This window comes from Bombilactobacillus mellis, from assembly GCF_000967245.1.
Classification (GTDB): domain Bacteria; phylum Bacillota; class Bacilli; order Lactobacillales; family Lactobacillaceae; genus Bombilactobacillus; species Bombilactobacillus mellis.
The window spans coordinates 121,013-147,752 of sequence record NZ_KQ033878.1; the positions used below are offsets into that span (position 1 = coordinate 121,013).

Genomic DNA, 26,740 nt, shown 5'->3' on the forward strand with positions numbered 1-26,740 from the left:
TCCAAAAATGGATTTTAATTCCATCTTGGAGGTTAGCAATAATATCTTAAATTAAGAAACTTTTACAAGGAATTAGAAGCTCCACGGTAGACATTTCCCCGACGAGAATCAACCGTAATAATTTCTTCATCCTTAATTAATTTAGTAGCATCCTGAGCACCTACAATAACTGGAATTCCCATTGCAATTCCAACTACTGCTGCATGCGAAGTTAAGCCGCCGTTTTCAACAACCAAAGCACTAGCTTTTTCCAGCGCTGGTAGATAATCTTTATCAGTGTTTTCCACCACTAAAATATCTTGATCTTTAATCTTGTTTTGAGCTTCTTCAGCACTGTGGGCAATTACCGCTTTACCAACGACGGTTTCATCACCAACACCTTGACCTTTAACCAATTTAGAACCGATCAATTGAATCTTCATTAAATTAGTAGTTCCACTCTCACCTACTGGAATACCAGCAACAATTAAGATTAGATCGCCTTCTTTAGCAAAACCTAATTCCTGTGCTTTTTGGGTAGCCAAATCGAACATTTCATCGGTTGTGTTAGGTTTTTGAGCTACTATTGGCACTACACCCCAATTAACAGTTAAACCACGTTGAGTTTCTTCATCAAAAGTAATAGCCAAAATATCAGCACTCGGACGATATTTAGAAATCATTCGTGCTGTATAACCGGAGTTGGTAGCTGTCACAATGGTATGAATGCCTAATTCTTGGGCAGCACGGACAACTGATTCACCGATTGATTCAGTAGCGTTAGCACCTTTATATTCTTCAAAGCGTTGTAAAGCCAGTGTATTAGCATTATCTAATTGAGCTTGAGTCTTAAGATTGATTTTACTCATTGCTGCAACTGATTCTACCGGATAGTCACCATTAGCACTTTCACCTGAAAGCATCGTAGCGTCAGTACCATCTAAAACCGCATTTGCAACATCAGTTACTTCGGCTCTAGTTGGACGGGGGTTTTCCTGCATGGAATCTAACATTTGTGTTGCAGTAATAACTGGCTTTCCTAAAGCATTACATTTTTTAATAAGTGATTTTTGAACAAAAGGAACATTTTCAAAAGGAATCTCGACACCCATATCACCACGAGCAACCATTAAACCATCAGATGCTTTTAAGATATCATCGATGTTATCAATACCTTCTTGGGATTCGATTTTCGGGAAGATTTGCACATGTTCCATATGTTTAGCTTCCAATAATTCCCGAATATCTAAAACGTCTTGGGCCTTGCGCACAAAACTAGCGGAAATATAATTAATATTATGATCTAAGCCGAAATTAATATCATCAGTATCTTTTTCGGTAATACCTGGTAAACGAATTTCTACACCGGGAGCATTAACACCTTTTTTAGAACCGATAGTACCGGCATTTTGAACGACAGTAACCAGCTCTTTATGCTCCTCGTCTTTGTCCGTAATTTTTAAATCAACTAAACCATCATCAATTAAGACATGACCACCAACATGTGTATCATCATATAAACCGGGATAAGTAACCGCGATTTTTTGAGGATTACCTACTAATTGATCATCCATGGAAACGCGGATGGTTGCTCCTTCTTGAGCTTCAAACTTGCCGCCTTCCTGATCAGTAGTTCTAATTTCTGCACCCTTGGTATCCAGCATAATACCTACGGTTTTACCAGTAATTTTTTCTGCTTCATGAACCATGTTCATCCGTGCAAGATGCTCTTCATGGTCCCCATGAGAAAAGTTAAAACGAAAGACATTAGCACCTGCTTCAATTAATTTAACGATTGTATCAACGCTATTACTAGCCGGTCCTAAAGTACTAACAATTTTGGTTCTTTTCATCAATGTCTCTCCTTTTAAAAATTTAAAAATGATTATACACAAAGCCAGTATACCAGAATTTATTTACTTTGCTAAAGTTTTGTTTATCTCATACAAATCTAAATCCGGCCGATGCCGACCTTCAAATAAATCAGTCATCTGATGATAGGTCAATTGATTTTTTTCCATCCCAATTGCAATACCACCTTTACCTGCTTTGAGTAAATCAACTGCATAAGCGCCCATTTTACTAGCTAAAACACGATCACGGGCCGTGGGTGAGCCACCTCTTTGCACATGTCCTAAAACTGTACTGCGGGCATCAAAATCACCGTATTGTTTCAACTGATCCATGAACTCTTGCGCATGCATAACCCCTTCGGCTAAAACAACAATTGTATGCTTTTTCCCCCGGGCACGCAAGCTCTGAATATTTTGAGCAATGCGTTTAATTTCAAAGGGCCGCTCAGGTACAATAATTTCATCGGCACCACCGGCAACTCCAGCCCACAATGCAATATCACCAGCACCACGACCCATTACTTCAATAACAAAAGTCCGTTCATGGCTGGCTGCTGTATCGCGAATTTTATCAATGGACTCTACAACAGTATTCACCGCTGTATCAAAACCAATAGTGAAATCAGTATAAGGTATATCGTTATCAATCGTGCCTGGTAAGCCGACAGCATTATAGCCATGTTCAGTCAAACGCAGCGCTCCGTGATATGAACCATCACCACCTATTACCACTAAAGCGTCAATACCAAACTTTTTTAACTGTTCAATGCCCTTTAATTGGCCTTCTTCGTTGGCAAATTCCGGATAACGGGCAGAATAAAGAATAGTACCACCACGAGTAATAATGTCACCAACACTGGAGCGTTCCATCTTAAAAAGATCTCCCGCTACTAAACCGGCATAGCCATACTTAATTCCATAAACCTCAAAACCATACGACATAGCCCGCCGTGCTACAGCACGAATAGCTGCATTCATGCCTGGTGCATCACCACCACTAGTCATAATACCAATTTTCTTCATCTTCACACCTCAGACAAATTTGATTTCTTCTTAAAAGTCCCACTAAAAAATATAACATTATTTGGAAGAAATTACATTCTTATTTTCATAAAAAACGTAATCATTGATAAATAAAATTATTTGCGCCCACTAAGGCCGTCAGTTCTGCCTGCAAACTGGGATTATAAGCAATATAATTTTGCTTTTTCAGTAAAAATTTTTCATCACTATCCGCAAAATAGACTACTACCGGCGTTTTGCCTGGAAATTTCTGTGATATTTTCAATAAGCGTTCCAAATTTTGATTATTTTTGGTTTGAAAACGAACATATAATTGATGCTCCTGTGGTTTAGGGGCAGCTTCAGCTGCCAATTCTATTTTCTGAGCTAGATATTCTTTCGGATTTTTGCTACTGGAAGTAATTTTAAGTTTCATTAGGTAAACTTGCTGAGCTTCTAACTGTACTCGTTGATAAAGTCTCGGAAAGACAGTGATCGGATAATCTCCCAGATCATCGCCACCATTTAAAAAAGCCATCTGTTCGCCTTTTTTAGTCCGAATCACACGTATATCTTGAATATAATATAAAACTTGGGCCGTATGCCCGATTTTTAAATCGACAGATTTTTGCAAATGATAGCCGGTTAATTTTTTTTCATACCGCTCCACAGGATGGCCTGTGACATAGGTGCCTAAATACTGTTTCTCCTTCGTTAATTTCTCATTGAGAGAAAAATCAGCTACTGGCTGTTGTTTCGGCTTTACTACGTCAAACAAGGCAATACTTCCGGCAGCTAATTTAATGCTTTCAATTAAATCCGTTATATTCTGCACCAACTGGCGCCGATTGCTGGTAAAAACGTCTAAAGCCCCACTATAAACCAGGGGTAAAATATTTTCCTTTTTTAAAAAACGTGGATCTAACCGACGTAAAAAGTCAACGATATCGTGATATTTTCCCGATTGTCGTTTATTTAAAATTTCCTTAACTAAGTCCCGACGCACTTTTTTGATAAAGAACAGACCAAAGCGCAAATGCTGCTGATCTTCCAAGGTGAAATATTGTTGACTCTCATTAACACTAGGAGGTAAAACCTGGATTTTTCGTACTTTTAAAGCCTGTAAATAATTAGTAATTTTGGTATCGTTATTGATATTAGAATTTAAAAGGGCTGCAAAAAAAGCTTGCGGATAATGCACTTTAATATAAGCCAAAGAAAAAGCCAGTTTACTATAGGCTACTGCATGCGACTTATTAAAGCCATAATTAGCAAAACGTTCAATATAATCGTATACTTTCAGCGCTTTTTGCCGTTGATGTCCGCGCGCTACTGCCTTAGTTACAAATTCATCACGTTTTTGTTCCAGTAAAGTGTCATTTTTTTTGGCAATTGCCCGCCGCAATAAATCAGCTTCTGCCAGACTAAAGCCTGCCATTTGAGATACCACTTGCATTACCTGCTCTTGATAGACTAATACTCCATAAGTAGAACGTAAAATTGGCTCTAGGCTGTCATCAGGATAGCTGATCGGTTCTTGATGATGCTTACGGGCAATAAAATGATTAATGTTTTGCATCGGGCCGGGCCGATAAAGGGCATTGGTAGCCACAATATCTTGAAAACTAGTCGGTTTTAGACGGCGCAGTACTGAACGAATTCCCGCTGATTCAAATTGAAAAACTCCGGCTGTATCACCTCTTTGAAAAAGCTGGAGGGTAGCTTCATCTTGTAAGGAAATATGCTTTAATTCAAAGTTGGAATCAAAATACTGCCGAATTAGTTGCACGGCGGCATTAAGAATAGTTAAATTACGCAAACCTAGAAAATCAATTTTTAACAGGCCTAAAGCCTCAACATTTTCTTTCGTTTGCTGTGTCAACAAGGCCCCATCACTGCCGCCTTTTTGCAAAGCAACAGTCTCCTCCAAATCACTGGCACTAAGGACAATGCCGGCAGCATGAGTTGAAAAATGCCGCGGCAGATTTTCAATTTTTAGAGCTGTTTTAAAAATTAATTGATTACGAGCAGACTGGCGATACAAATTCTGCAAAGCCGGTGATTGTTGATAGGCCGTTTTTAAATCAATTCCTAAAACACTGGGAATAGCTTTGGACCAGCGATTTAATTCCAATTGACTCAAGCCAAAAACTCGACCCACATCACGAATTGCTTGTTTAGCTGCAAAAGTTCCAAAAGTAATAATCTGAGCCATATGGTTATCACCATATTTGTGTTGCATATACTGGACCAATTCGTCACGACGATCATCGGGAATATCTAAATCAATATCCGGCATATCCACACGTTCCGGATTTAAAAATCTTTCAAATAACAGATCATATTCCACAGGATCAATTTGTGTAATACCAAGAGCATAACTGACTAAAGAACCGGCAGCAGAACCCCGCCCCGGTCCGGTCATAATTTTTCGCTGATGTGCTTGCTTGATCACATCCCAGACGATCAAAAAATAATCAGCATAGCCCATTTTAGCGATTACGGCTAACTCATGTTGAGCCCGTTGTTGATAAGCCGCAGGAATTTGTGCGCCCAACAGGTGCTTTAAGCCTTGAGCTACCAGCTGCTTTAAATAAGTCATCGAATCTAAATTTTGGGGAGTGGCAAACTTAGGTAATTGCGTTCTTTGAAAAGGGATATCTAATTGACATTGTTCAGCAATTTTTTGCGTATTATCAATGGCCGTTTGCAGATTGTGTTTTTGAAAAGCTTCTGTAAAATCTTGGTTTGAACGAAAATAGTTTTCCCCTTCTTTAGTAAAATAAGAGATTTTCTCACCTTGGGCAATATGATGCAGAACTTCATTACTAAAAGCATCTTCGGCTTTTAAATATCTTATTTCATCTATGGCGACACAAGGTAAATCATGTAATTGGGCTAAACGTTGAATGACAGAAGCCTGTTTTTCAGCGTGGTTGCATAAACCGACTCCCAAATACAGGTCACGATGCTTAATTTTCTTGAGCGCTTGGACGTAATCTGTCACTTTTGAAGAACCCTTGAATAACAGTTGGCTGAGTTCACTCTGTTGTGTTGGTACAATCATAATTAAATCTTCTAAAAGTGCTTCATAATTTGGCAAACGAAAGTGATCCGCTTGCGTCATTAAAGCGGTTGATAACTTTAATAAATTATGATAGCCCGTGATATTTTTAGCCAAAACTACCAGATGATAATTTTCTGTTGGCTCCAGCAAACCCGGAGCGGCAATGGTCATCCCCAAAATGGGATGTAAGTGTTTGTGCTGCGCTAATTTATAAAATTTTACTAATCCATAGGTCACATTAATATCCGTTAAAGCCACACTAGTATAGCCCAGCTTTTGTGCCTGATCCACTAACTGATTAAGATCAATAGTACTTTGCAATAAGGTATAGCTGCTCAAAACTTGCAATTGTGTTGCCATAACAACCTCCTCTTGCTGTCATTTTACCGCATTTTTTTCAAAAATTTATAGAAAGGCTTTAATTTATGTGTTAAAATTTGGCTATGAAAGTGAGATGGACGTTTTGAAATATCTCGTAGTTCTGTTTTGGACAATTGTTTATGGACAAGTCATTGGTTTTATTGGTTCTTCTCTTGTCAGTGCCACTTATAACCCTATGAATACTCTGATTGTTTCCATTATTTTTGGCATTATTCTTTGTGTTTTGCCAAATATTATGCAACCTAATTCTAAAAAAGGATAACCCGCAGAGGGTTATCCTTTTTCTTCAGCTTGAAGCAGACGCACCAATGTCTTTAAAATTAAAAATTGCTGGTGTTTTTAGATATAAAAATAGGATGAGATAAAGTACCCCATCACTAATTTTGGCTATCTTTTCTTGAACCTTTTAAGTCCTTTTTAATTGTTGCCTTGGTTCGCCTTTACAACTTGACGTCCCTTATAATATCCCTTAGGGGAAACATGATGATTCATGCGATATTCACCTGTGGTGACATCAAATTGAATATTCGGTTGACTTAATTTAATATGTCCTCGACGTTGACGCTTTTTTTGTTTAGATGTTTTTCTTGCTGGAACAGCCATGTTTAATTATCTCCTTTTCCAATTACTCTTACAGATACATAAAAACCTCATATTGGTCAGTACCATACCTATGACATGTTACTATCAAATCTTCAAGAGAGCAAGCATCTTTTGTATTTTCCCATAATTAATATGAATTTGTCAATTTTTTTATTTCTTATTACCAATATTTTGCGTTACCCAATCCCCTAATCTAGGAAAAATTTCATAAAAAACATGCCCTATTTCCATAATAAAAGGTATATTAATTTCTCTAACTGAATGTCCAATACTAGCCACAATTTTTTGTGCGAGTTTTTCAGGATCAAGCATAATAAAATCTACTGTTTCGACATATTTGCCGGTATGATCTGCTTGTTTAAAAAAATCAGTATTCACTGGTCCCGGATTAACGGTAGTTACTTGGATATTAAAGGGCTTTAGTTCTAATCTTAAACTATTAGAAAAAGCAATCACCGCCGCCTTTGTAGCCGAATAAACCGCTGATTTAGGCGTAGCAATTTTACCACCCATCGAACCAATATTAATAATTTGCCCTAACTCCTGCTCCATCATGTTGGCAGCAATATAACGGGACATTAACATGGTTCCCAGAACATTAACTTGAAACATTCGCTGCCATAAATCATAATCAGTTTCCACAAAGTTGGTAAAATCGCCAAAACCAGCCGCATTAATTAAAACATCCAAATGTTGGTAATTAGTAATCAATTTTTCAACGGTCGCCTGCACTTGCGCAGCGTCACTAACATCTAACACCTGGATTGCAATCGTTTTAGCTGATAATGCCTGGCACTGTTTTTGTAATTGGAGCAAACGTTCTTCGCGCCTGGCAATGAGAATCAAATTTGCATTTTGTGCGGCCAATTTTAAGGCAATTTGCCAGCCAATTCCTGACGAAGCACCGGTGATAACAATATTTTTATTCTGAAGATCACGTAGTTTGATTATATTAGTCATGAGGATAGCTCCTGGCGTTTAAACTTGATTTCGAAGTGATCAAAATCTTTTACTACATAACTTTGAGGAAAAACTTCGCGCGCATCATTTAAAAGCTCATAAAATTTATTTCCTACATAACGAGCAGAAATATGAGTCAGCAGTAATTGTTGCACTCCGGCTTTTTGAGCCACTTGAGCTGCTTGTCTACTAGTCGAATGAAAATGCTGATGAGCTAATTTTGCTTCTGAGCCGGCCAACGTACTTTCGTGCACCAAAACATCAGCCTTTAATGCCAGTTTAACACTTTCTGCTGTGTAACGGGTATCACCAATGATAGTAATAGTTCTTCCCGGCTGTGCCGGGCCAATAAAGTCTTGGCCATTTAAAACCGTACCATCAGCTAATTGAATGGACTCTCCTCTTTTCAATTGTCCCCAGAGCGGCCCATTGGGAATCTGATATTGTTGCAGTTGGTCCACTAACAATTCCCCCGGATGCGGCTTTTCTTCGATACGATAACCATAAGAAACAATCCGATGATCTAATTTACCACAGGTTACTTTAAAAGTCTGATCTTCAAAAATTACGCCGGGATTTTTAATTTCATGATAATTAATCTGATAACCCAAATGACTATCTGATAAATTCAAGGCAGTCTGCACAAATTTTTTAATACCTTGAGGGCCATATAACTCTAGTGGCGTTTGTCCGCCCTGAAAAGAACGGGAAGATAATAATCCCGGCAATCCAAAAATATGGTCTCCATGTAAATGAGTAATAAAGATTTTACTAATTTTACGGGGTTTAATCGTAGTTGCCAAGATCTGTTGTTGTGTGGCTTCCCCGACATCAAACAGCCAAATTTCATTACGTTCATTTAATAATTTTAAAGCTACACTGGAAACATTACGACTACGCGAAGGAGCTCCAGCACCAGTTCCTAAAAACTCTAATTCCATTTTTCAACTTCCACATCTTAATATTTAACTTTTTTTAAAATTTGTTGGGCAATAAAATAACTATAATGTTGGGAGCCCTTTTTATTGGTATGAACCTGATCTTCAAAAAACCAATTTGTATGTTTCTGGGAATAACTATACCAATCGATTATCTGTAAATTAGTAAAATTACGAGCCTGCTGATTCAGAATATTATTCACGGGTTTTTCCCAAGGCTTTGTCGGCACATGGACATTAATCCAAAAAACCTGTCTTTGGGGACCCGCAATTTGCATGGCTTTTTGAATTTGCGCAGCACTAATCATTCCGTTAGTGCCCATTCCCAGAACCACGACATCTGGTAAAAGACCCTTATTTTTATAATATTGCAGTAAATCTAAAGCCACATCAATTCCGCGACTAACGTCAGCATTAATAATCATATTCGGAAAAAGCTTACGTAAACCAGCAGAACCGTCCACCATTACTGAATCACCGATAGCTAAAACCGGCAAGTCCTGTGCCCGTTGTAAATCAAATTGAGACAAACCCATTTTTTCATAACGCCGATTAACAGGATGTTTTTGCGCTTGCTGGCGCCATTTAAGCACTTGTTTATTCGATTTAGAAGAAGTCTTTTTCGCACTTTGCTCATGCAGCTTTTGCACAATCCGCCGATTATTGCTATTATTTTGCCGATGATTTTCTTTAATATTTTGAGCCAGTTGACTATGATTAACGTTTCCGGCCGGCACTTGTCCAGATTTAACCAGACCATAAGTACCAGCTACAACAACCAACCCCAGCAAGCTGAAACCTAATTTAGAACTCCAATGCCGCGGCGAAAAAGCCTGACGCCATAAATTGGCCCCCTTTTGTTGGGCTAAAGGCCGCTCTACCAGATAATAAGAAAGCCAACTGATAATAATTATCAAACTCAATTCGATTACAGGATACAAAATTCGATGATCCGCCAAATTCATAACTTTAGCTTCAAAAAAAACCATCACTGGGTATTGATATAAATAAATCCCGTAGCTTAACTTCCCAATTTCACTAAACAACGGGTTAGTTAACAGCCGATTCCAAATTGCGGCCGGATGAGCCGTTACAGCGATAACAATAGTTGTTAAAACAGAAAAAATTAAAATACCACCGCGATAAGCAAATGGTTGCGTAGCTTTCATTTTTAACATAAACCAAAGCATTCCCGCAAAAGCCAAACCGCCAATAACATTTAGGAAAATTTTATCTTGTTTGAGGATATTTTTTCGCAACCGATCCGTTGGCCAGACAAAAGCTAATAAACAACCTAAAAAAATAGAAAAAATTCTTGTATCAGTTCCATAATAAACCCGACTGGGATCGACCTGCGGATTATACAAGAGCGCCATTAAAAAGGCTGACATACAGGTCATTAAAAAAGTTAAACCTAATACGCGCTTTTCTGATATAAATCGTAAAAGCAACACTAAAATTAGCGGCCACAAGAAATAAAATTGACCCTGAATTGAGAGGGTCCACATATGTGTAAAGGGCGATTGATTGCCGGCAAAACGTTCAAAATAAGACTGCCCATGGGCAATTTGCCAAAAGTTATAAACATTCAAAACATTGGCTACAAAAACCGCCCGTAAATTTGCTAATAAATTTTTTTGAAAAAAAACCATATAAGAGCTGGCGGATAATAACATTAACAAGAGACCAGGATACAGGCGTTTAATTCTTTTCCAGTAATACGCTTTAAAATTAAAAACTCTCCTTTTACGCAAGGCCCGCAAAATTTGATCCGTAATTAAGTAACCTGATAATGCCAGAAAAATTGGGACCCCCAAGTAACCGCCCGAAAAAACATCAGGGTTTAAATGGTATAAGATAACTCCTAAAACCCCGATTGTCCGTAACCCATCAAAGCCAGTAATATAACGACGACTTGACTTGTTCACTTTAATTTTACTCCAATATTTTACATAAACTCAAATTCAAAATCATCAATGACAACTGTATCTCCAGTTTGAGCCCCCGCCTGAATTAAGGCATCATCAACTCCCAATCGTTGTAATTTTCGTGCAAAACGCATAATACCATCTTGGTAATCTAAATTACTACGTTGTAAAAGCTCACTAACCCGTAGACTAAGGACTTGATAAGTATGCTCATCTAATCTCTGTACTTTTAATTCTTTCTTATCATCGGGAGCAAAATGATAAATCTTTTCATCAGATTCTTGAGTCGCAGCTTTTGTTGTAGCCTTAGAAGGAAGCTGTGCTAAAACATCCGCAGTATGGCGCATTAAATCTTGAACCCCTTGATGGGTGACACTGGAAATTGGATAAATCTCTGCTACCTCAGAGCCCAATTCTTGTTTAAAATTAGCTAAACACTGCTGTGCTCCTGTGAGGTCCATTTTGGTAGCTACAATTATTTGTGGTCGTTGAAGAATTTTCGAATCATAATTATTCAATTCTTGACAAATTTGGCGATAATCAGCTACCGGATCGCGGCCATTATTAGGATCCATTTCTATTAAATGTAAAATAACACGTGTTCTTTCAATGTGCCGTAAGAATTGAAAACCCAAACCACTGCCTTGTGAAGCCCCGGCAATCAGCCCCGGCAAATCTGCTAAAACAAAATCTCGGCCATCGTCTAATTGCACCATGCCTAAGTTCGGACTCAAAGTCGTAAAATGATAGGCCGCAATTTTCGGTTTGGCCGCAGTTACCGTTGATAATAAAGTAGACTTACCTACTGAAGGCAGACCCACTAAGCCCACATCGGCCAATACTTGCAGTTCAAGCTTTAGTGCCCGCTGCTCACCCGCTGTGCCGTTTTCAGCAACTTCCGGAGCCGTGTTACGAGAATTCGCAAAATGTATATTGCCGCGCCCGCCATGGCCACCTTGAGCTACTACTAATTCCTGCTCATTCTGCGTTAAATCACCTAATACTTGACCACTATCTAAATCAGTTACAATCGTCCCTGGTGGTACAGTAATATAAATATCTTTAGCGTTAGCGCCGTGCATGGCCTTAATCATGCCGGCACCACCAGCAGCAGCTTTAAAATGGCGCCGATAACGAAAATCAGTTAAAGTTCTGAGTCCCGAATCAACTTTTAAAATCACACTGCCACCATTACCACCATCACCGCCAGCTGGACCGCCTTTGGGAACATATTTCTCATGACGAAAAGCTACCGCACCATCGCCACCATTACCAGCCTTAACTGTAATTGTTACATTATCAACAAACATGCAGTTCCTCCATTGATTCTTATCAATCAATCATTTTATCATACTTAACCGCATTATTGACTATAATTACCTTAAAAATCCATCTTTTTAGTAGTAAATTTTTTAATCAATTTTGAACGCTTTTGATTGCTTTTGAATAAAAATAGTGTATTATATGAAATGGAGGTGAGGTGTAAGTGATTACAGAGCGGCGTCATCAGCTCATTTTACAACAATTAAAATCTAATCAAGTTCTAACAACTAAAGATTTGATGAAGTTAACCGGTGCTTCCGTCTCTACTATTAGAAGAGACTTAATGCAATTGGAAAAGCAACAATTGTTATTAAGGGTTCATGGCGGTTGTAAATCTCTCAATTCCCATCTACATGAGGAAGCGCGTGTTTCACAACGTCAGCAAATGTCGCTGCAACAAAAACGACAGATTGCAAAACATGCGGCCGCACTGGTCCAAAATAACGAAGTCATTTTTTTAGATTCTGGTACAACTGTTCAAAAAATGATTCCTTTTTTACAAAATAAGAAGCAGTTACTAGTTATCACTAATAGTGTAGATAATGGTTCTATCTTAGCCGATTACCAGATTAAAACTATTATTTTAGGTGGTAATTTACGTTCCTTAACTAAGGCTACAGTTGGTCCTAATATTGCCATGTATTTAGACAATTGTCATATCAACCGGGCTTTTATGGGAACTAACGGCTTTGATTACGTTCACGGCTATACTACTCCTGATCCGGATGAATCAGCAGTTAAAAGATTAGCCATTCAGCATTCCGATCAGGCCTATATTTTGGCAGACAGTTCCAAATATGGTCAGGTCCGTTTTAGCAAATTTGCTGATTTGGCAGCTGCACAATTAATTACTGATCATTTACCCACCACTGCTTATCACCATTTGCTTGACTATACTAAAGTAACGGAGGTTAAAAATTGATTTATACCATTACGGCTAATCCCTCAATTGATTATGTTTTACAGTTAAAAAAACTCACCGTTGGTGTGGTCAATCGGACCCAAGCTGATTTTAAATTACCTGGAGGTAAAGGTATTAATGTTTCCCGCATTCTCCAAGAACTGGCGATAAATTCTACTGCTTGGGGCTTTGTTGGCGGTGAGACGGGGCAAATGTTCACTCATATGCTGCAGCAACATCATTTAAACACTGATTTTGTGACAGTAAGTGGTGATACCCGCATTAATGTTAAAGTCAAAGCCGAAGATGAGGAAACAGAAATTAACGGTCAAGGCCCGGCCATTAGTGCCTCTGAAAAGGCGGCTTTATTGGATAAAGTCAGTCACATTAGTGCGCAAGATGTTGTTATCATGTCTGGCAGTTTACCTTTACAATTAGATAATCAATTTTATCTGGAAATTGCTCAACTGGTAAAACAATTAGGAGCGCAATTTGTCATTGATACCACTGGAAAGGCCTTACTAGACACCTTATCGCTTCATCCGCTGGTAATTAAGCCCAACCATCATGAATTAGCCGAGTTATTTCAGACGACTTTCACTGATACAAAACAAATTATTGCAGCTGCTCAAAAGCTGTTAACACAAGGGGCTCAAAATGTTTTGGTTTCCATGGCCGGGGCTGGAGCTTTGTTAGTCACACCGGAGCACGCCTATCAGTGTAACGCACCAAAAGAAGCTGTCAAAAATTCGGTGGGTGCTGGTGATTCGATGATTGCCGGTTTTGTTGGTACGTGGATGCAGAATCAGGATCCAGTTGCTAGCCTGCATCAAGGTGCAGCCTGTGGATCTGCGACGGCCTTTAGTGAAGATTTAGCACAAAAAGCAAAAATTCAAGAAGTTTATCAAAAAATTAAAATTACCCAAATCCAATAAAAGTGAGGAAAAATTCATGGATTTAAAAGAATTACTCCGTAAAGATGTCATGATTATGGATTTGCAAGCCACAACCAAAGAAGCAGCAATTGATGAAATGGTTGCAAACTATAAAAAACATGACGTAATCGATGATGTAGATCTTTTTAAAGCTGATATTTTAAAACGTGAAGCAGAAACCAGCACCGGGATTGGTGATGGCATTGCGATGCCGCATGCGCGCGATAAGGCTGTTAAAGAAGCAACAGTTATGTTTGCCAAAAGTAATAAAGGGGTTGATTATGATGCTCTTGACGGGCAACCAGTTAATCTCTTCTTTATGATTGCGGCTCCTGAGGGTGCCGATAGCTTACATCTTCAGGCTTTAGCTGCCCTTTCGGCTCTTTTAATTAACCCAAAATTAGTAGCTGATTTAAAAAAAGCTCAAACTCCTGAACAAGTGCAGGAACTTTTTGATGCTGCTGAAAAAGCTAAAGAAGCCAAAGATCAGGCTGATAAAGCTCAACAACAAGCTGCTAGTGCTGGGGCGGCTGCTTCAAATTCCCAAAAATCTCAAAAAGGTTTTATCGTTGCAGTCTCTGCTTGTCCTAATGGTATCGCTCATACGTATATGGCTGAAGCCGCTTTGAAAGAACAGGCAGAAAAATTAGGGGTTGATATTCGCGTAGAAACCAATGGTTCTGAAGGCGTAAAGAATAAATTAACTGCTGCGGAAATTGCGCAAGCTGACGGTGTAATTATTACCGCTGATAAAAAAGTCGATATGCCCCGTTTTGATGGCAAACCGCTCTTAAATCGCCCAGTTATTGATGGAATTAACAAGCCGCAGGAATTAATTGAAAAAGTTGAATCCGGAAAAGCTCCAATTTACCATGCTGATCCAAGTGAAGCTGGCGCCGGTACTAATGATGAAGGCGAAGAAAAATCGCTTTGGAATCGAATTTATGCTGATTTGATGAATGGGGTTTCCCACATGCTGCCGTTTGTGGTCGGCGGCGGAATTCTGATGGCTTTATCATTCTTGTTAGAAAATACAGTAGGACCTAAATCAACTACTTTTTTGTTCTTTAATGGGATTGGTAATTTTGCTTTTAGTTTCTTAATTCCGGTTTTAGCAGCTTATATTGCTGTTTCTATGGCTGATCTTCCTGCATTAATGCCTGGTTTTGTTGCTGGTTATATGGCTTCGCAAGCCAGTGCCAGTTTTGTGCATTCCAGTAGTCCGGCTGGTTTTATTGGCGGTCTGTTAGGTGGATTTATTGCTGGTTGGGTCATTGTACTGTTGAAAAAGGTTTTTGCGAAAGTGCCAAAATCTTTGGAAGGACTCAAACCAATGTTATTGTATCCGGTCTTTGGCTTACTGATTGTCGGTGCCATTATGTATTTTGCCATCGATCCGATTTTTGCAGTAGTCAACCAATTTATTACACAACTTTTGACACACATGGGTACCGGTAATGCGGTCATTTTAGGTGCTATTTTAGCCGGAATGATGGCCTTAGATATGGGTGGTCCTTTCAATAAAGCAGCCTACGCCTTTGCAATTGGTACTTTCACCGCTACGAAGGATGGTGCTTTAATGGCAGCAGTAATGGCTGGCGGGATGATTCCACCATTGGCCATTGCCTTAGCCACGACCGTTTGGAAAAATAAATTTACGCAACAAGAACATGAAGCGGGCATGAGTAATTATATTTTAGGTGCAGCTTTTATTACTGAGGGTGCTATTCCTTTTGCCGCGGCGGATCCTTTACATGTTATTATCTCCAGTGTAATTGGGGCTGCGATTGGTGGCGGCTTAACACAATTATGGAAAGTCAATGTTCCAGCTCCTCATGGCGGAATCTTTGTTTCACCGCTCTCTAATCGGCCTTGGTTATTCATCTTAGCCGTGGTTGTGGGAGCAATTATTGCCGGTATTATTTATGGCCTCTGGAAGCCGGCTCCAAAAGCAGCTGACAAATAATTTATAACTAAAATTAAAACTGTAAATTCAGTATTGAAGGACTGAATTTACAGTTTTTTTGTAGTAAATTTTCTTTTTAATTAGATTAAAACAAACTCTCAGCTTTTATTTTATTATATTATGAAAGAAAAGAATAATTGTAAGAAGGTATTTTATGATTAAAGAAGCTTGTGTTGGTGATTTTCGATCTGCAGTACGCGCAATTCATCACGGTGCCAATCGGCTCGAATTAAATGCTGACCTCGACCATGGCGGCATCACTCCCAGTTTAGGAGTAATCACAGAAACAGTCCGTTTTGCACACCAACATCATATTCCGGTGATCGTGATGTTGCGCCCACGCGGAGGCAATTTTATCTATTCTCACCATGAAATCCAAATTATGCGTTTTGATGCGCAAAAAATTGCTCAAGCTCAAGCTGACGGAATTGCCCTCGGCATTTTAACTTCCCATCACCAATTACAAACCGAACAACTACTGTATGTTACCCAGCAATTGCCTCTGGAATTAACTTTTCACATGGCTTTTGATCAAATTGCAAACCAAGCGGCGGCTTTGCACTGGCTGAGTCAACATCATTTTCAACGCATCTTAACGCATGGCGGACCTTTAAATCAACCTTTAAATATTAAACATTTGCAAGAATTAATTACTTTAGCGGCTCATCAAATCCAAATTCTACCCGGTGGTGGCATCACCAAAGGTAACGTGGCTGATATCATGCGGGTATTAAATGTCGAACAAGCCCATGGCAGTAAGATAGTTTAATAGCAACTTTTGCCCCATTGGCCAGTAAGAGTGGTAAATTAGGACTAGATGCAGTCAATTTCTTGATTGTATCTAAATATTTTTTATAGGAGGATGAAGTTTTGTGGTTAAACCTTTAAAAACACAAGTTGCATCTGTTCAAGAAGGTGATATTCATGATTATGATAGTATTCTTGATTATTTTAATAATAAAATGGCCCAGCAGGATCTAAAAAAGAATTATCATTCCATAACTTTCGTCACTACAGGCATTGAGGCCTATAATGGCGGTCAAACGACTATGCTGCATTTAGGAACTCTTTTAACTCAAGCAGGTTATGCTGTTTATTATTTAAGTTATGTCCCTCAAAGTACTGCAAGCATGGAAAATAACGCCGAATTTAATTATCCGGGTTATCAAGGTACATGTTTAGAAATGTCCGAAATGAACAATCACCAATCTGATATCTGGATTGCTACTCTCTGGGAATCTGCTTATATTATTAAAAACCTTCCCGGTTACAAAATTTACTTTGTTCAAGATTACGAGCCTTATTTTTATCCTTTTGGAGACCGCTTTCAATTAGCTAAAAAGACTTATGAATTGGGGTTGCATATGATTTCTCTAGGGCCTTGGTGTAAACAAATGGTGCAAAATAATTGTCAGGTGCACAGCCCGTTAGATCAAATCAATTTTCCGGTAGATTTAGAAAATTATCCTTATAAAAAACGCGATTTTAGTACTTACCAAAATAAAAAAACTATTAAATTAGCCGTCTATACTAAATTCAATAGTCCCAGACGAGCTCCGATTAATATTCAATTTATCTTAAATAATTGTGAGAAAATTCTTCACAATCAAGGCTATCAATTAAAAATTAATTACTTTGGCACAGAAAAAGAGGAAACGTTTATTAACGGGCAAAACTTAGGTAAACTGACCCGACCTGAACTAATACAGCTTTATCAACAATGCGACTTTGGGATTGCACCCTCAATGACCAATTTTTCCTTAGTACCTTTCGAAATGATGAGCACTGGTTTACCTTTTATCGATTTTCAAGAAGGTACAGGGCGTCATTTCATTGCACCCCATTGTTGTTTTTATACGCACTTTGATGAAAATGAATTAGCCCACTTACTTATTCGATTATGCCAAGATCCCACAACTTTGCAAACTGTGACAAATAATGCCCGTCAACATTTGCATTCAATCACTTGGGATCGAACCTTGGCTGATATTCTGAATATCCTAGCTCATTTACCACAAAAATAAATCGTAAATTAAATTTCAAGACCTTAAAAAAGCTGTGCTATCAAGCACAGCTTTTTTAATTGCTTAAGAGCCAATTTTACGAATTGGTGTGGTCGATAAGGATAACTTGATAGTTTGCGCAACAGTTTGAGAAACTCCCAATTTCATTAAATCTTCTACGGGGGCTTCTTTGATTTTTCTGACAGACCCATAATTCTTTAATAACTTAATTCGGGTCTTCGGTCCTACACCCTTGATACTTTCTAATTGCGATGATAAAGCATTTTTACTATGTGTCTTGCGATGATAACTAATAACAAAACGATGGACTTCGTCTTGAATTCTTTGCAACAAATAAAAACCCTCACTTTTAGGATCCAGCGGTACATTTAATCCTTGTTCACCCACAATCAGGTGGGAAGTATTATGATGATTATCTTTTACCATTCCGGCCACAGGAATATGAATTCCTAATTCATTATGCAAAACATCTAAAACTACCCGCAATTCAATCAACCCCCCGTCCATCAAAATCAAATCAGGCAAGGGTTTCTTTTCCTTTAGTAATCTTGAATAGCGGCGATAAATTACTTCTCGGGTATTAGCTGCTTCATCAGCACCATTATGTTCTTCCAATTCATTTTTAATTTTATATTTTCGGTAATTAGATTTTTGCGGTTTACCATCAACAAAGCTGACCATTGCCGAGACGGGATCCATCCCTTGAATATGCGAATGATCAAAAGATTCAATGACATGACCATAAGGTAAATCTAAAGCGGCAAAAATTTGCTTTTGGGCTTCGACAGTTTGACGATTATCCAACTCCATTAAACGAAACTTTTCTAACAAAACTAATTTGGCATTCTCTTGTGCCATCTGCAATAAATCGCGCTTTTGTCCTCGTTGAGGTGTACGCAAAGGCACATGCAAAATTTGCGCTAAAGTAGAACGGTCGACTGCTTGCGGCACCAAAATTTCTCGAGGCAGAACATTATTTTTGCGATTATAAAATTGTAATATAAAAGAAGCCAGTTCTTCTTCCGGAGTATTGATACACGGAAAAATTCTTTTTTCACGCTTCATCAGGCGCGCTTGGCGGATAAAAAAGACTTGAATAGAAATCCAGCCCTTATCCACATAATAATTAAATAAGTCTCGGGGTGTATGATCATGAGAAATAATCTTTTGTTTTTCTACTGTTTGCTCAATATAGTGAACTTGATCTCGTAATTCTGCCGCCCGTTCAAATTTCAAGTTTTTGGAGGCTGTTGCCATTTTTTGTTGTAAACTCTTTTTTACACTGCTGACATTACCGTTTAAAAAACTTTTAATCTTGGCAATTTGCCGATCATAAGTGGCAACAGGTACTTCTTGAAAGCACGCCCCTAAACATTGCCCCATATGATAATAGAGACACGGTCGGCCTAAATTACCCTTGCAACGTCGTAAAGGATAAACTTTTTGTAAGAAGTGTAAGGTTCCTTCTGCCGCATAAACATTGGGATAAGGTCCAAAATAATAGCCGCCATCCTTTTTAACTTGACCAGTAATCATCATTTGGGGATCTCGTTCGTTAGTAATTTTAATATAAGGATAACCGGTGCCCTTTTTAAGTTTAATATTAAAATAAGGTTGATGTTTTTGAATTAAGGTAATCTCTAATAAAAAAGCCTCTTTATCAGTAGAAGTAATAATCGTTTCAAAATCACGAATCTCACTAACCAATTTGGCAGTTTTGCCTTCATGAGAACTTTTAAAATAAGAGCGCACGCGATGTTTTAAATTTTTAGCTTTTCCAACGTAAATAATTTTGGCGTTAATGTCCTTCATCAGATAACAACCCGGACGATCAGGCAATAACGCTAATTTATGTTCCAAATATTCAGTTGCCATCGCTAATCTCCTTTACTTGCTGGAAGATATTTTACTATTTTTCTCAATAAATACCAACAATTTTGCAAACCTTAGCGTAATTATATATAATAGCCTAAAAAGGAGCGATGAGAATGGGATTAACTGTAAAACGAGAAAATGATTTTGGAAGTTTATTTGATAAGTTTGCCTCTTTACCAGATGACGTCAAAAAAAATGTGGCTACCGTTGATCAAGCGGATAAAAAATCCAAGGCTTCTAAAAACAACCAGGCAAAAAAATAATCAAAATATAATTTAGCAAATCAAAAATCATCTAAAATTAAAGCACGATTTAATACACGATTCTGGCTCTTCAACCAAAATCGTGTATTTTAATTTCTCAATCATAAGTTTTTAAATTTTTATTTGAGCCTGAATGCTGCTCCAGCTTTTCGATCGGTGTTTTTTTTAAGTTTATTTTCTTAATTGCAGCTTTTTTAAGCTCTGAGAAATGGTCGTCCATGAGCTGTCAATTTGCGCCAAAGTCCCTGCAGTATAAGCACCCTCAACTAAAGCTACATCAAATTTATGAATAACCTTAGTGGTAGTTTCTTGAACCATTTCCAGATTCATCTTCGAGCTGCCTAAATCATAGAAGGCCAAAATTTCTGCACCTTGATTTTGTTGTACTGCCTGTTGAATTAATTCAAAAGAAGAACCTAACTGACCTTCTTCAGTGCCTCCTGTGTAGGTAATAGAAATATCAGGCGCGGCTTGAGCTACTAGTTGAGCTACTCCTTGAGCAATTTCCGGAACATGTGAAACAATTAAAATACCATATTTCATCAGCATGCCTCCCTTAATTTAGTACTTGCAATAAATCAGTAAATAAAATCGTACTGCTTTGAGCCCCGGGATCGAGATGCCCTTGAGAACGTTCTCCCAAATAACTGGCACGTCCTTTGGTAGCTTCTAAATTTAAGGTAGCCTGTAAATGCGAGTCTAAGTTGGCTTGATTAAATTGTTGTTGCTGTAAGTCTGCTGCTACCGGCTGCCAAATATCATACATTGTTTTTTCACCGCCATTAACCTGTCCGCGCCGTTTAATTCCTAAAGCTCCGGCATTAATCACAGAGGCTAAATCATCATCTTGATTTTGTAAATATTTAGACATCTCTAAAAAAGCCGTTCCATAAAGCGGCCCTGAGGCCCCGCCTACCTTACTAATCAAAGCAAAAGCTACTTGTTTCAGCAAATCACTGACTTTTTGATCCTGTGATTGTGAAAGAATTTTAGAAACTTGTTCCATTCCGCGTACCATATTGGTTCCATGATCGCCGTCGCCAATAGCAGTATCCAGTTCATTTAAATGGGCCTGGTTTTTTTGAATATCTTGAACAAATAATTGCAGCCATTTGTAAGTCATTGCTTGTGTTAATTTCATTTTTTACCACCCTAATGTTTGAACATCTTGTTGTAAATACTCTTGCCAACTATCCTCTAACTTTAACAGCGTTACTGATAAACCACTCATATCCAGTGAAGTGACTAAATTACCAACTTTGGTAAAGCCCACCTGAAAATGCTGTTGTTGCAAATAATCTAAGATATCATTCATAAAAATATATTGTTCCATTAAAGGAGTTGCACCCATACCGTTCACTAAAACTGCTAATTCATCAGTTGTTTGTAAATCCTGATATTCGGCTAAAATTTTAGTCAACAACTCTTGCGCCAACTGGGAAGATGACTGAATTTTTTGAGTTGAGTATCCTCTTTCATTATGAATTCCCACACCATATTCAATTTCGTCATCTTTAAGATTAAAACCGGGATGGCCTACAGCCGGAACCGTCGCAGCTTGTAAAGCAATTCCTAAAGTTTTAGTATTAGTCACTACTTTTTGTCCTAAGTTTAGTAATTGTTCTAAGGTATAGCCCTGCCGTGCAGCTGCTCCCAAAATTTTTTCGACTAAAACAGTCCCGGCAACGCCTCGTCGCCCCTGCTGACTATCGGGCAGGGAAACATCATCGTCAACCACAATAGTTGCTACTTTAATATTATCCGCTTGAGCCATTTCTTGAGCCATATCAAAATTCATTACATCGCCGGAATAATTTTTGACAATTAAAAGAACCCCTTGACCCTGATCAGCTGCCTTAATAGCAGCATAAATTTGATCAGGAGTCGGCGAAGTAAAAATTTCCCCACAAACAGCAGCTGTCAACATTCCTGCACCAACAAAACCCGCGTGTAATGGTTCATGGCCACTGCCACCGCCGGAGACCAATCCTACTTGTGGTCTTTGGGCAAAGAGTTCATCATTTCTAATCACTGCCTGCGTGTTAGGAATCCTTCTTAGTAAGCCATTGCTAGATTTTACCAAGCCTGTAACCATTTCTGGTACGATGTTAGTTACCTGATTAATAATCTTTTTCAAATTATAATCTCCTTTTTTTAAAGCTATTATAACTCTGATAGCGCTTTAACCATAGAATAATTCTGCTTCAGCAGCTTTTTAGATCTGGCAAATTTATCTGGTTTTTTGCTATTAAAAAGAGCTCAAACCTTACGGTTGAGCTCTTTAGATGACGATATTCTGTCAATTATTATTAATTCTGGTAGAAATCCAGTGCCAAACTTCTGACTGACCACTTTTATTAAGTGCACTAAATAATTGTAATTGATCGGTTGAATTTAAATTTAAGGTATTGGTGACTGTTTGCACAGTCTTATTCCACTGATTTTTTTTGACCTTATCCATCTTGGTAGCAACTATTAAAGCTGGTAGTTGATAATATCTGACAAATTGATACATCGAAACATCATCAGCAGTAGGTTCATGACGCCCATCAACTAAAATAATTACTCCCTGCAAAACTGATCTGGTGGTCAAATATTCTTCAATCATCTGTCCAAATTGCGCCCGCTGCTGCTTAGAAACACGGGCATATCCATATCCCGGCACATCAACTAAATAAAAGGCCTCATTTACCTGATAAAAATTTAAAGTCTGGGTTTTACCAGGGGTACTAGAAGTTCTAGCAAATTTTTTTCGCTGTACTAAAGTATTAATTAATGATGATTTACCGACATTTGATCGCCCTAATAAGGCGATTTCGGCCAAATTATCCGTCGGATATTGTTGAGCACTAACAGCACTTATATCCATTTTCAAATTTTTGATTTGCATTTTCTTACCTAAGCTACTTTGCTGCCATCAGCAGAATAGAAAAGTGGCTGCTGCTGGCCTTCCACGGCTTTTTTCGTAACTACTACCTTGCGAATATCATCACGACTAGGAACTTCATACATTGTTTCCATCAAGGTAGACTCAATAATGGAGCGAAGCCCCCGAGCTCCGGTATTACGCTTAATAGCTAAATCAGCCATCGCTTCTAAGGCATTTTTATTAAATTCCAACTTTACCTTATTCAGAGCAAATAATTGCTGATATTGTTTCACTAAAGCATTCTTCGGTTGCGTTAAAATAGCTACCAAATCTTGCTGTGTTAATTGATTTAAGGTGGTTATAACAGGAATCCGACCAATAAATTCCGGAATAATTCCGAATTTCATCAGATCCTCGGGAATCACCTGCCGCATTAAAGAATCATGATCATTAAATTCTACTACATCAGAATTATTGGTACCAAAGCCAATGGTTTTTTCACCTAAACGTGACTTGATAATCTCCTCTAAGCCATCAAAGGCTCCACCAACAATAAATAAAATATTAGTAGTATCCATTTGAATCATTTCTTGTTGAGGATGTTTACGTCCTCCTTGAGGTGGGATATTGGCAATAGTACCTTCTAAAATTTTTAAAAGTGCTTGCTGTACACCTTCACCGGAAACATCCCGTGTAATGGAAACATTCTCGCTCTTTTTAGAAATTTTATCAATTTCATCAATATAGATAATCCCATGTTGGGCTTTTTCAACATCATAATCAGCATTTTGTAAAAGTTTTAATAAGATATTCTCCACATCTTCACCGACATATCCGGCTTCGGTTAAAGTGGTGGCATCAGCAATAGCAAACGGCACTTTCAACATTTTAGCCAGAGTTTGCGCTAAATAGGTTTTCCCAGAGCCTGTTGGGCCAATTAAGGCAATATTACTTTTTTGCATTTCTACTTTTTGTTGATCTTGATCATCCAATTGATTATTAATGCGTAGATAATGATTGTAAACGGCCACAGATAAATTTTTCTTGGCTTGTTTTTGGCCAATAACATACTGATCTAAATGTTTCATGATTTCTGCAGGAGCCGGCAATTTATTTAAAGAAAAGTCTTCTGCTGGTTTATCACCGGCATCAGCAATAATCTGCTGGCAAAGTTCAACGCATTCATTGCAAATATAAACACCCGGACCAGCAACAATTTGTTTAACCTGATCTTGGGATTTTCCGCAAAATGAACACACAATTGCTCCACTGTCATTTGTATTATCGAACATATTTTTCCTCCGAAAAATTAAATTACTACTACCATTTAAGCAATAAAAAGGTTAGCATAGACTTTAATAAAAGTAAAAGTTTTTAACTTTGACTTTTTATTTTTAATTACTGAGAAAGGAAGTACTGTTAATGAATAAAGTTGGTATCATCGGTTTAGGTCATGTCGGAGCCACTGCGGCTTTAGTAATGGCTCAACGTGGTAAAGTAGGTAAAATTGTCTTGGTTGATAAAAACCAAGAAAAAGCTCAGGCTGAACAAGTTGATCTGCAAGATCAAATTGCCCTTTTAAATACTGATACCCAAGTGGTACTGCAAGATTACGAGGCTAATAAATGGGAACAATTACAAGATCTCGATGTTTTAATATTTTGCGCAGGCCAAATTGCCCTTTTAAAAGATCATGGTGGTCAAAGAGACTTTGAATTACACATGACTAGTAAAATTGCTGCCGAAGTTGCTCCAAAAATTAAAGCCTCAGGCTTTAATGGCGTGATTGTCAATATTACTAATCCCTGTGATGTCATTGCCCGCCTCTTACAAGAACAAACCGGGTTGGCAACCCATCAAGTTTTGGGTACCGGTACCGGCTTAGAAACGGCCCGTTTGCATCATGCGGTTGGCCAAGCTCTGAAACATAACTACCATGATGTTACCGGTTATGTTTTTGGAGAACACGGCGATTCCATGTTTCCTGTCTGGTCAAGTGTTCAGGTCGCAGGACAATCAATTAATAACTGGTCACTAAACTTAGATGACCTCACTCAAAAAATTGTCACCGGCGGTTACACAATCTTTGCTGGTAAGCAATACACTAATAACGGTATTGCCACTTGGGTTAATCTTATCACAGAAGCGATCTTAAGTAATGCAAACCGCGCTTTACCGGTCAGCGCTTATGATCCGCAATTAAAACTATACATCGGCCAATTAGCCATTATTAATCAAAGTGGTGTGCGCGAGCTAGTAAAACTGCCTTTAACAAAGACTGAAGCACAAAATTATCAAAATTCCGCGCAAACAATCTTAGAAAATTATCATAAAGTAGCTCCGTAAAGGGTAGCTCCATAAAAAAATAAGCCTGCTTATCTAAAACTAATTGATAAAATCACGAAGTTTTAGACTCAGCAAGGCTTATTATTTTTGTACTGCTGTGTCCGTAATCATTTCTACAGCTTTTTTAACTGCAATATCATGATCCAACATTTCATCTGTTAAAGCACCGCGAACGTCTTCTTCTTTCATTCCGTATTCAGAAGCCAAATCTTTGATTTCTTGATCGCGTTCTTCTTTAGTAACCTTAATATCTTCTTGTTTTACAATAGCTTCTAATAACAAGTTAGTTTTAACACGTTTTTCTGAGTCTTGCGAGAAACGCTTTTTAATATCATCCTCGGTTGTTCCTGTCATCTGGTAATACATTTGCGGATTAATCCCTTGACGCTGCATATTGCCTAAGAATTGATCAACCTGATTTTGAACATCCTGATCAATCATTGCTTGAGGGATTTTTTCGAATTCAGCATTGTTGATAGCTTTATCTACAGCTTCCTCTTCAATCTTATCTTCTGCTTGTTGTTGACGCTGTTTAGTTAGACGGTCTTTAATTTTTTTCTTCAAATCATCTAAAGTATCAACGTCTTCATCCACGTCTTTAGCAAAATCATCATCCAGCTGAGGCAATTCTTTGGTTTTGATCTCATGAATAGTAGTCTGGAAATGAGCTTCTTTGCCCGCTAAATCTTTACTTTGATAATCTTTAGGGAAAGTTACTTTGACATCGACTTGATCTCCGCTTTGATGATCCACTAATTGATCTTCAAAACCGGGAATAAAGGTATTAGAGCCTAACTCTAAAGAATAGTTTTCGGCACTGCCGCCATCAAAAGCCTTACCATCAATTGTTCCTTGATAATCAATAACTACAGTATCACCCTTTTGGGATTTGCCGTCTTCTTTCAAAACTAACTCAGCTTGTTGCTTTTGTAGTCTCTCTAATTCATCAGTAACATCTTGGGCTTTAACTTCTGTATTTTGTTTTTTAACTTCTAATTTTTGAAATTGGCCCAATTTTACTTCTGGTTCTACAGCCACTGTAGCTTTAATTTTCCATGGTTGGTCCGGTTCCATACTTTCAACACTTACTTGCGGTTGACTAACTGGCTTAATTTCTGTTTCTGTCACTGCAGCGGAATAAGCTCCCGGCAAAACAGCATTCAAAGCATCTTGATATAAAGCGGGTTCACCGTACATTTGATCAAAAACCACGCGTGGAACTTTACCCTTCCGAAATCCAGGTACATTTAAATTTTTTCTTACACGCCGAAAAGCTGTATCTAAACCTTTTTTTATTGTATCTTGATCAATTTCAAAACTTAATTCACCATCTTGATCTTTTTTCTTCGTCCATTTAGCTTTCGAAGCCATATTATCCCTCCGGTACTCATTATCTACATACTCATTAATATTACCCTAAATAAAATTACTTGTAAATGTTATAAATCTGATTATAACATTTTTATTAGTCAGCTGAAGCGCTATTCAATTATCTAGGATTAAAACAAATCATTTTAACATAAAAAA

At 38.1% G+C, this 26,740-nt stretch carries 23 protein-coding genes; 8 read left to right on the forward strand and 15 right to left on the reverse strand.

Annotated features, from left to right (window positions below):
• Positions 1 to 62 precede the first annotated feature (62 nt).
• The 3 genes from pyk to dnaE form a co-directional block, all read right to left on the reverse strand.
• Positions 63 to 1,832 carry a pyruvate kinase gene (gene pyk, locus JG29_RS04800; RefSeq protein WP_045922829.1) on the reverse strand — a complete coding sequence of 590 codons (1,770 nt, stop codon included), beginning with the start codon at positions 1,830 to 1,832 and terminating at the stop codon, positions 63 to 65.
• 63 nt (positions 1,833 to 1,895) lie between these two features.
• Complete coding sequence (gene pfkA, locus JG29_RS04805; RefSeq protein ID WP_045922830.1) at positions 1,896 to 2,855, reverse strand: 6-phosphofructokinase; 960 nt, start codon at positions 2,853 to 2,855, stop codon at positions 1,896 to 1,898.
• A 100-nt stretch (positions 2,856 to 2,955) separates the two neighbouring features.
• On the reverse strand, positions 2,956 to 6,261 hold the full coding sequence (gene dnaE / locus JG29_RS04810) for a DNA polymerase III subunit alpha (protein WP_045922831.1): 3,306 nt from the start codon (positions 6,259 to 6,261) through the stop codon (positions 2,956 to 2,958).
• A gap of 103 nt (positions 6,262 to 6,364) precedes the next feature.
• Here dnaE and JG29_RS04815 point away from each other — a divergent pair, with 103 nt between their 5' ends.
• On the forward strand, positions 6,365 to 6,544 hold the full coding sequence (locus tag JG29_RS04815; RefSeq protein ID WP_045923413.1) for a YjzD family protein: 180 nt from the start codon (positions 6,365 to 6,367) through the stop codon (positions 6,542 to 6,544).
• A gap of 155 nt (positions 6,545 to 6,699) precedes the next feature.
• Here JG29_RS04815 and rpmF read toward each other — a convergent pair whose 3' ends face one another.
• From rpmF to obgE, 5 genes are all read right to left on the reverse strand, one after another.
• On the reverse strand, positions 6,700 to 6,885 hold the full coding sequence (gene rpmF / locus JG29_RS04820) for a 50S ribosomal protein L32 (protein ID WP_045922832.1): 186 nt from the start codon (positions 6,883 to 6,885) through the stop codon (positions 6,700 to 6,702).
• A 150-nt stretch (positions 6,886 to 7,035) separates the two neighbouring features.
• A complete protein-coding gene (locus JG29_RS04825) occupies positions 7,036 to 7,845 on the reverse strand; it encodes an SDR family NAD(P)-dependent oxidoreductase (protein WP_045922833.1) in 810 nt (269 codons plus the stop codon).
• The gene (gene rnz / locus JG29_RS04830; RefSeq protein ID WP_045922834.1) at positions 7,842 to 8,786 is read right to left on the reverse strand and encodes a ribonuclease Z; all 945 of its coding nucleotides are present in this window, start codon (positions 8,784 to 8,786) and stop codon (positions 7,842 to 7,844) included. The genes JG29_RS04825 and rnz overlap by 4 nt, the downstream gene beginning before the upstream one ends.
• Positions 8,787 to 8,803: 17 nt before the next feature.
• Entirely contained in the window at positions 8,804 to 10,711 is a 1,908-nt protein-coding gene (locus JG29_RS04835) for an acyltransferase family protein (protein ID WP_045922835.1), read from the reverse strand.
• A 20-nt stretch (positions 10,712 to 10,731) separates the two neighbouring features.
• The gene (obgE, locus tag JG29_RS04840) at positions 10,732 to 12,021 is read right to left on the reverse strand and encodes a GTPase ObgE (protein ID WP_045922836.1); all 1,290 of its coding nucleotides are present in this window, start codon (positions 12,019 to 12,021) and stop codon (positions 10,732 to 10,734) included.
• Between the two features lie 176 nt (positions 12,022 to 12,197).
• Here obgE and JG29_RS04845 point away from each other — a divergent pair, with 176 nt between their 5' ends.
• The 5 genes from JG29_RS04845 to JG29_RS04865 all read left to right on the forward strand — a co-directional run bounded on the left by JG29_RS04845 (position 12,198) and on the right by JG29_RS04865 (position 17,860).
• Positions 12,198 to 12,956: a DeoR/GlpR family DNA-binding transcription regulator gene (locus JG29_RS04845; protein ID WP_045922837.1), complete on the forward strand. Its 759-nt coding sequence runs from the start codon at positions 12,198 to 12,200 to the stop codon at positions 12,954 to 12,956.
• Complete coding sequence (gene pfkB, locus JG29_RS04850) at positions 12,953 to 13,870, forward strand: 1-phosphofructokinase (protein WP_045922838.1); 918 nt, start codon at positions 12,953 to 12,955, stop codon at positions 13,868 to 13,870. Before JG29_RS04845 ends, pfkB begins: the two co-directional genes overlap by 4 nt.
• Positions 13,871 to 13,886: 16 nt before the next feature.
• Positions 13,887 to 15,836 carry a PTS fructose transporter subunit IIABC gene (locus JG29_RS04855; protein ID WP_045922839.1) on the forward strand — a complete coding sequence of 650 codons (1,950 nt, stop codon included), beginning with the start codon at positions 13,887 to 13,889 and terminating at the stop codon, positions 15,834 to 15,836.
• A gap of 154 nt (positions 15,837 to 15,990) precedes the next feature.
• Positions 15,991 to 16,605, forward strand: coding sequence for a copper homeostasis protein CutC (locus tag JG29_RS04860; RefSeq protein WP_045922840.1), 615 nt, complete (start codon positions 15,991 to 15,993; stop codon positions 16,603 to 16,605).
• Positions 16,606 to 16,708: 103 nt separating this feature from the next.
• A complete protein-coding gene (locus tag JG29_RS04865) occupies positions 16,709 to 17,860 on the forward strand; it encodes a glycosyltransferase family protein (RefSeq protein WP_045922841.1) in 1,152 nt (383 codons plus the stop codon).
• A gap of 63 nt (positions 17,861 to 17,923) precedes the next feature.
• Here the strand turns inward: JG29_RS04865 and uvrC are convergent, their stop codons facing one another.
• Positions 17,924 to 19,735 (reverse strand): excinuclease ABC subunit UvrC, encoded by a 1,812-nt coding sequence (uvrC, locus tag JG29_RS04870; protein WP_045922842.1) that lies wholly within the window; start codon positions 19,733 to 19,735, stop codon positions 17,924 to 17,926.
• Positions 19,736 to 19,848: 113 nt separating this feature from the next.
• On the opposite strand from uvrC, the gene JG29_RS08835 reads away from it, so the two are divergent.
• On the forward strand, positions 19,849 to 19,998 hold the full coding sequence (locus JG29_RS08835) for an SPJ_0845 family protein (RefSeq protein WP_174788682.1): 150 nt from the start codon (positions 19,849 to 19,851) through the stop codon (positions 19,996 to 19,998).
• A 171-nt stretch (positions 19,999 to 20,169) separates the two neighbouring features.
• On the opposite strand, the gene dhaM is transcribed toward JG29_RS08835, so the two are convergent.
• The 5 genes from dhaM to clpX form a co-directional block, all read right to left on the reverse strand.
• Complete coding sequence (gene dhaM, locus JG29_RS04875; protein ID WP_045922843.1) at positions 20,170 to 20,541, reverse strand: dihydroxyacetone kinase phosphoryl donor subunit DhaM; 372 nt, start codon at positions 20,539 to 20,541, stop codon at positions 20,170 to 20,172.
• A 13-nt stretch (positions 20,542 to 20,554) separates the two neighbouring features.
• Positions 20,555 to 21,139 carry a dihydroxyacetone kinase subunit DhaL gene (gene dhaL, locus JG29_RS04880; protein ID WP_045922844.1) on the reverse strand — a complete coding sequence of 195 codons (585 nt, stop codon included), beginning with the start codon at positions 21,137 to 21,139 and terminating at the stop codon, positions 20,555 to 20,557.
• Between the two features lie 3 nt (positions 21,140 to 21,142).
• Positions 21,143 to 22,135 (reverse strand): dihydroxyacetone kinase subunit DhaK, encoded by a 993-nt coding sequence (gene dhaK / locus JG29_RS04885; RefSeq protein WP_045922845.1) that lies wholly within the window; start codon positions 22,133 to 22,135, stop codon positions 21,143 to 21,145.
• A gap of 162 nt (positions 22,136 to 22,297) precedes the next feature.
• Positions 22,298 to 22,888 (reverse strand): ribosome biogenesis GTP-binding protein YihA/YsxC, encoded by a 591-nt coding sequence (yihA, locus tag JG29_RS04890; protein ID WP_045922846.1) that lies wholly within the window; start codon positions 22,886 to 22,888, stop codon positions 22,298 to 22,300.
• A gap of 8 nt (positions 22,889 to 22,896) precedes the next feature.
• Entirely contained in the window at positions 22,897 to 24,159 is a 1,263-nt protein-coding gene (clpX, locus tag JG29_RS04895) for an ATP-dependent Clp protease ATP-binding subunit ClpX (RefSeq protein ID WP_045922847.1), read from the reverse strand.
• A gap of 130 nt (positions 24,160 to 24,289) precedes the next feature.
• On the opposite strand from clpX, the gene JG29_RS04900 reads away from it, so the two are divergent.
• On the forward strand, positions 24,290 to 25,213 hold the full coding sequence (locus tag JG29_RS04900) for a lactate/malate family dehydrogenase (protein ID WP_045922848.1): 924 nt from the start codon (positions 24,290 to 24,292) through the stop codon (positions 25,211 to 25,213).
• A gap of 81 nt (positions 25,214 to 25,294) precedes the next feature.
• On the opposite strand, the gene tig is transcribed toward JG29_RS04900, so the two are convergent.
• Positions 25,295 to 26,584 (reverse strand): trigger factor, encoded by a 1,290-nt coding sequence (gene tig, locus JG29_RS04905; protein ID WP_045922849.1) that lies wholly within the window; start codon positions 26,582 to 26,584, stop codon positions 25,295 to 25,297.
• Positions 26,585 to 26,740 lie beyond the last annotated feature (156 nt).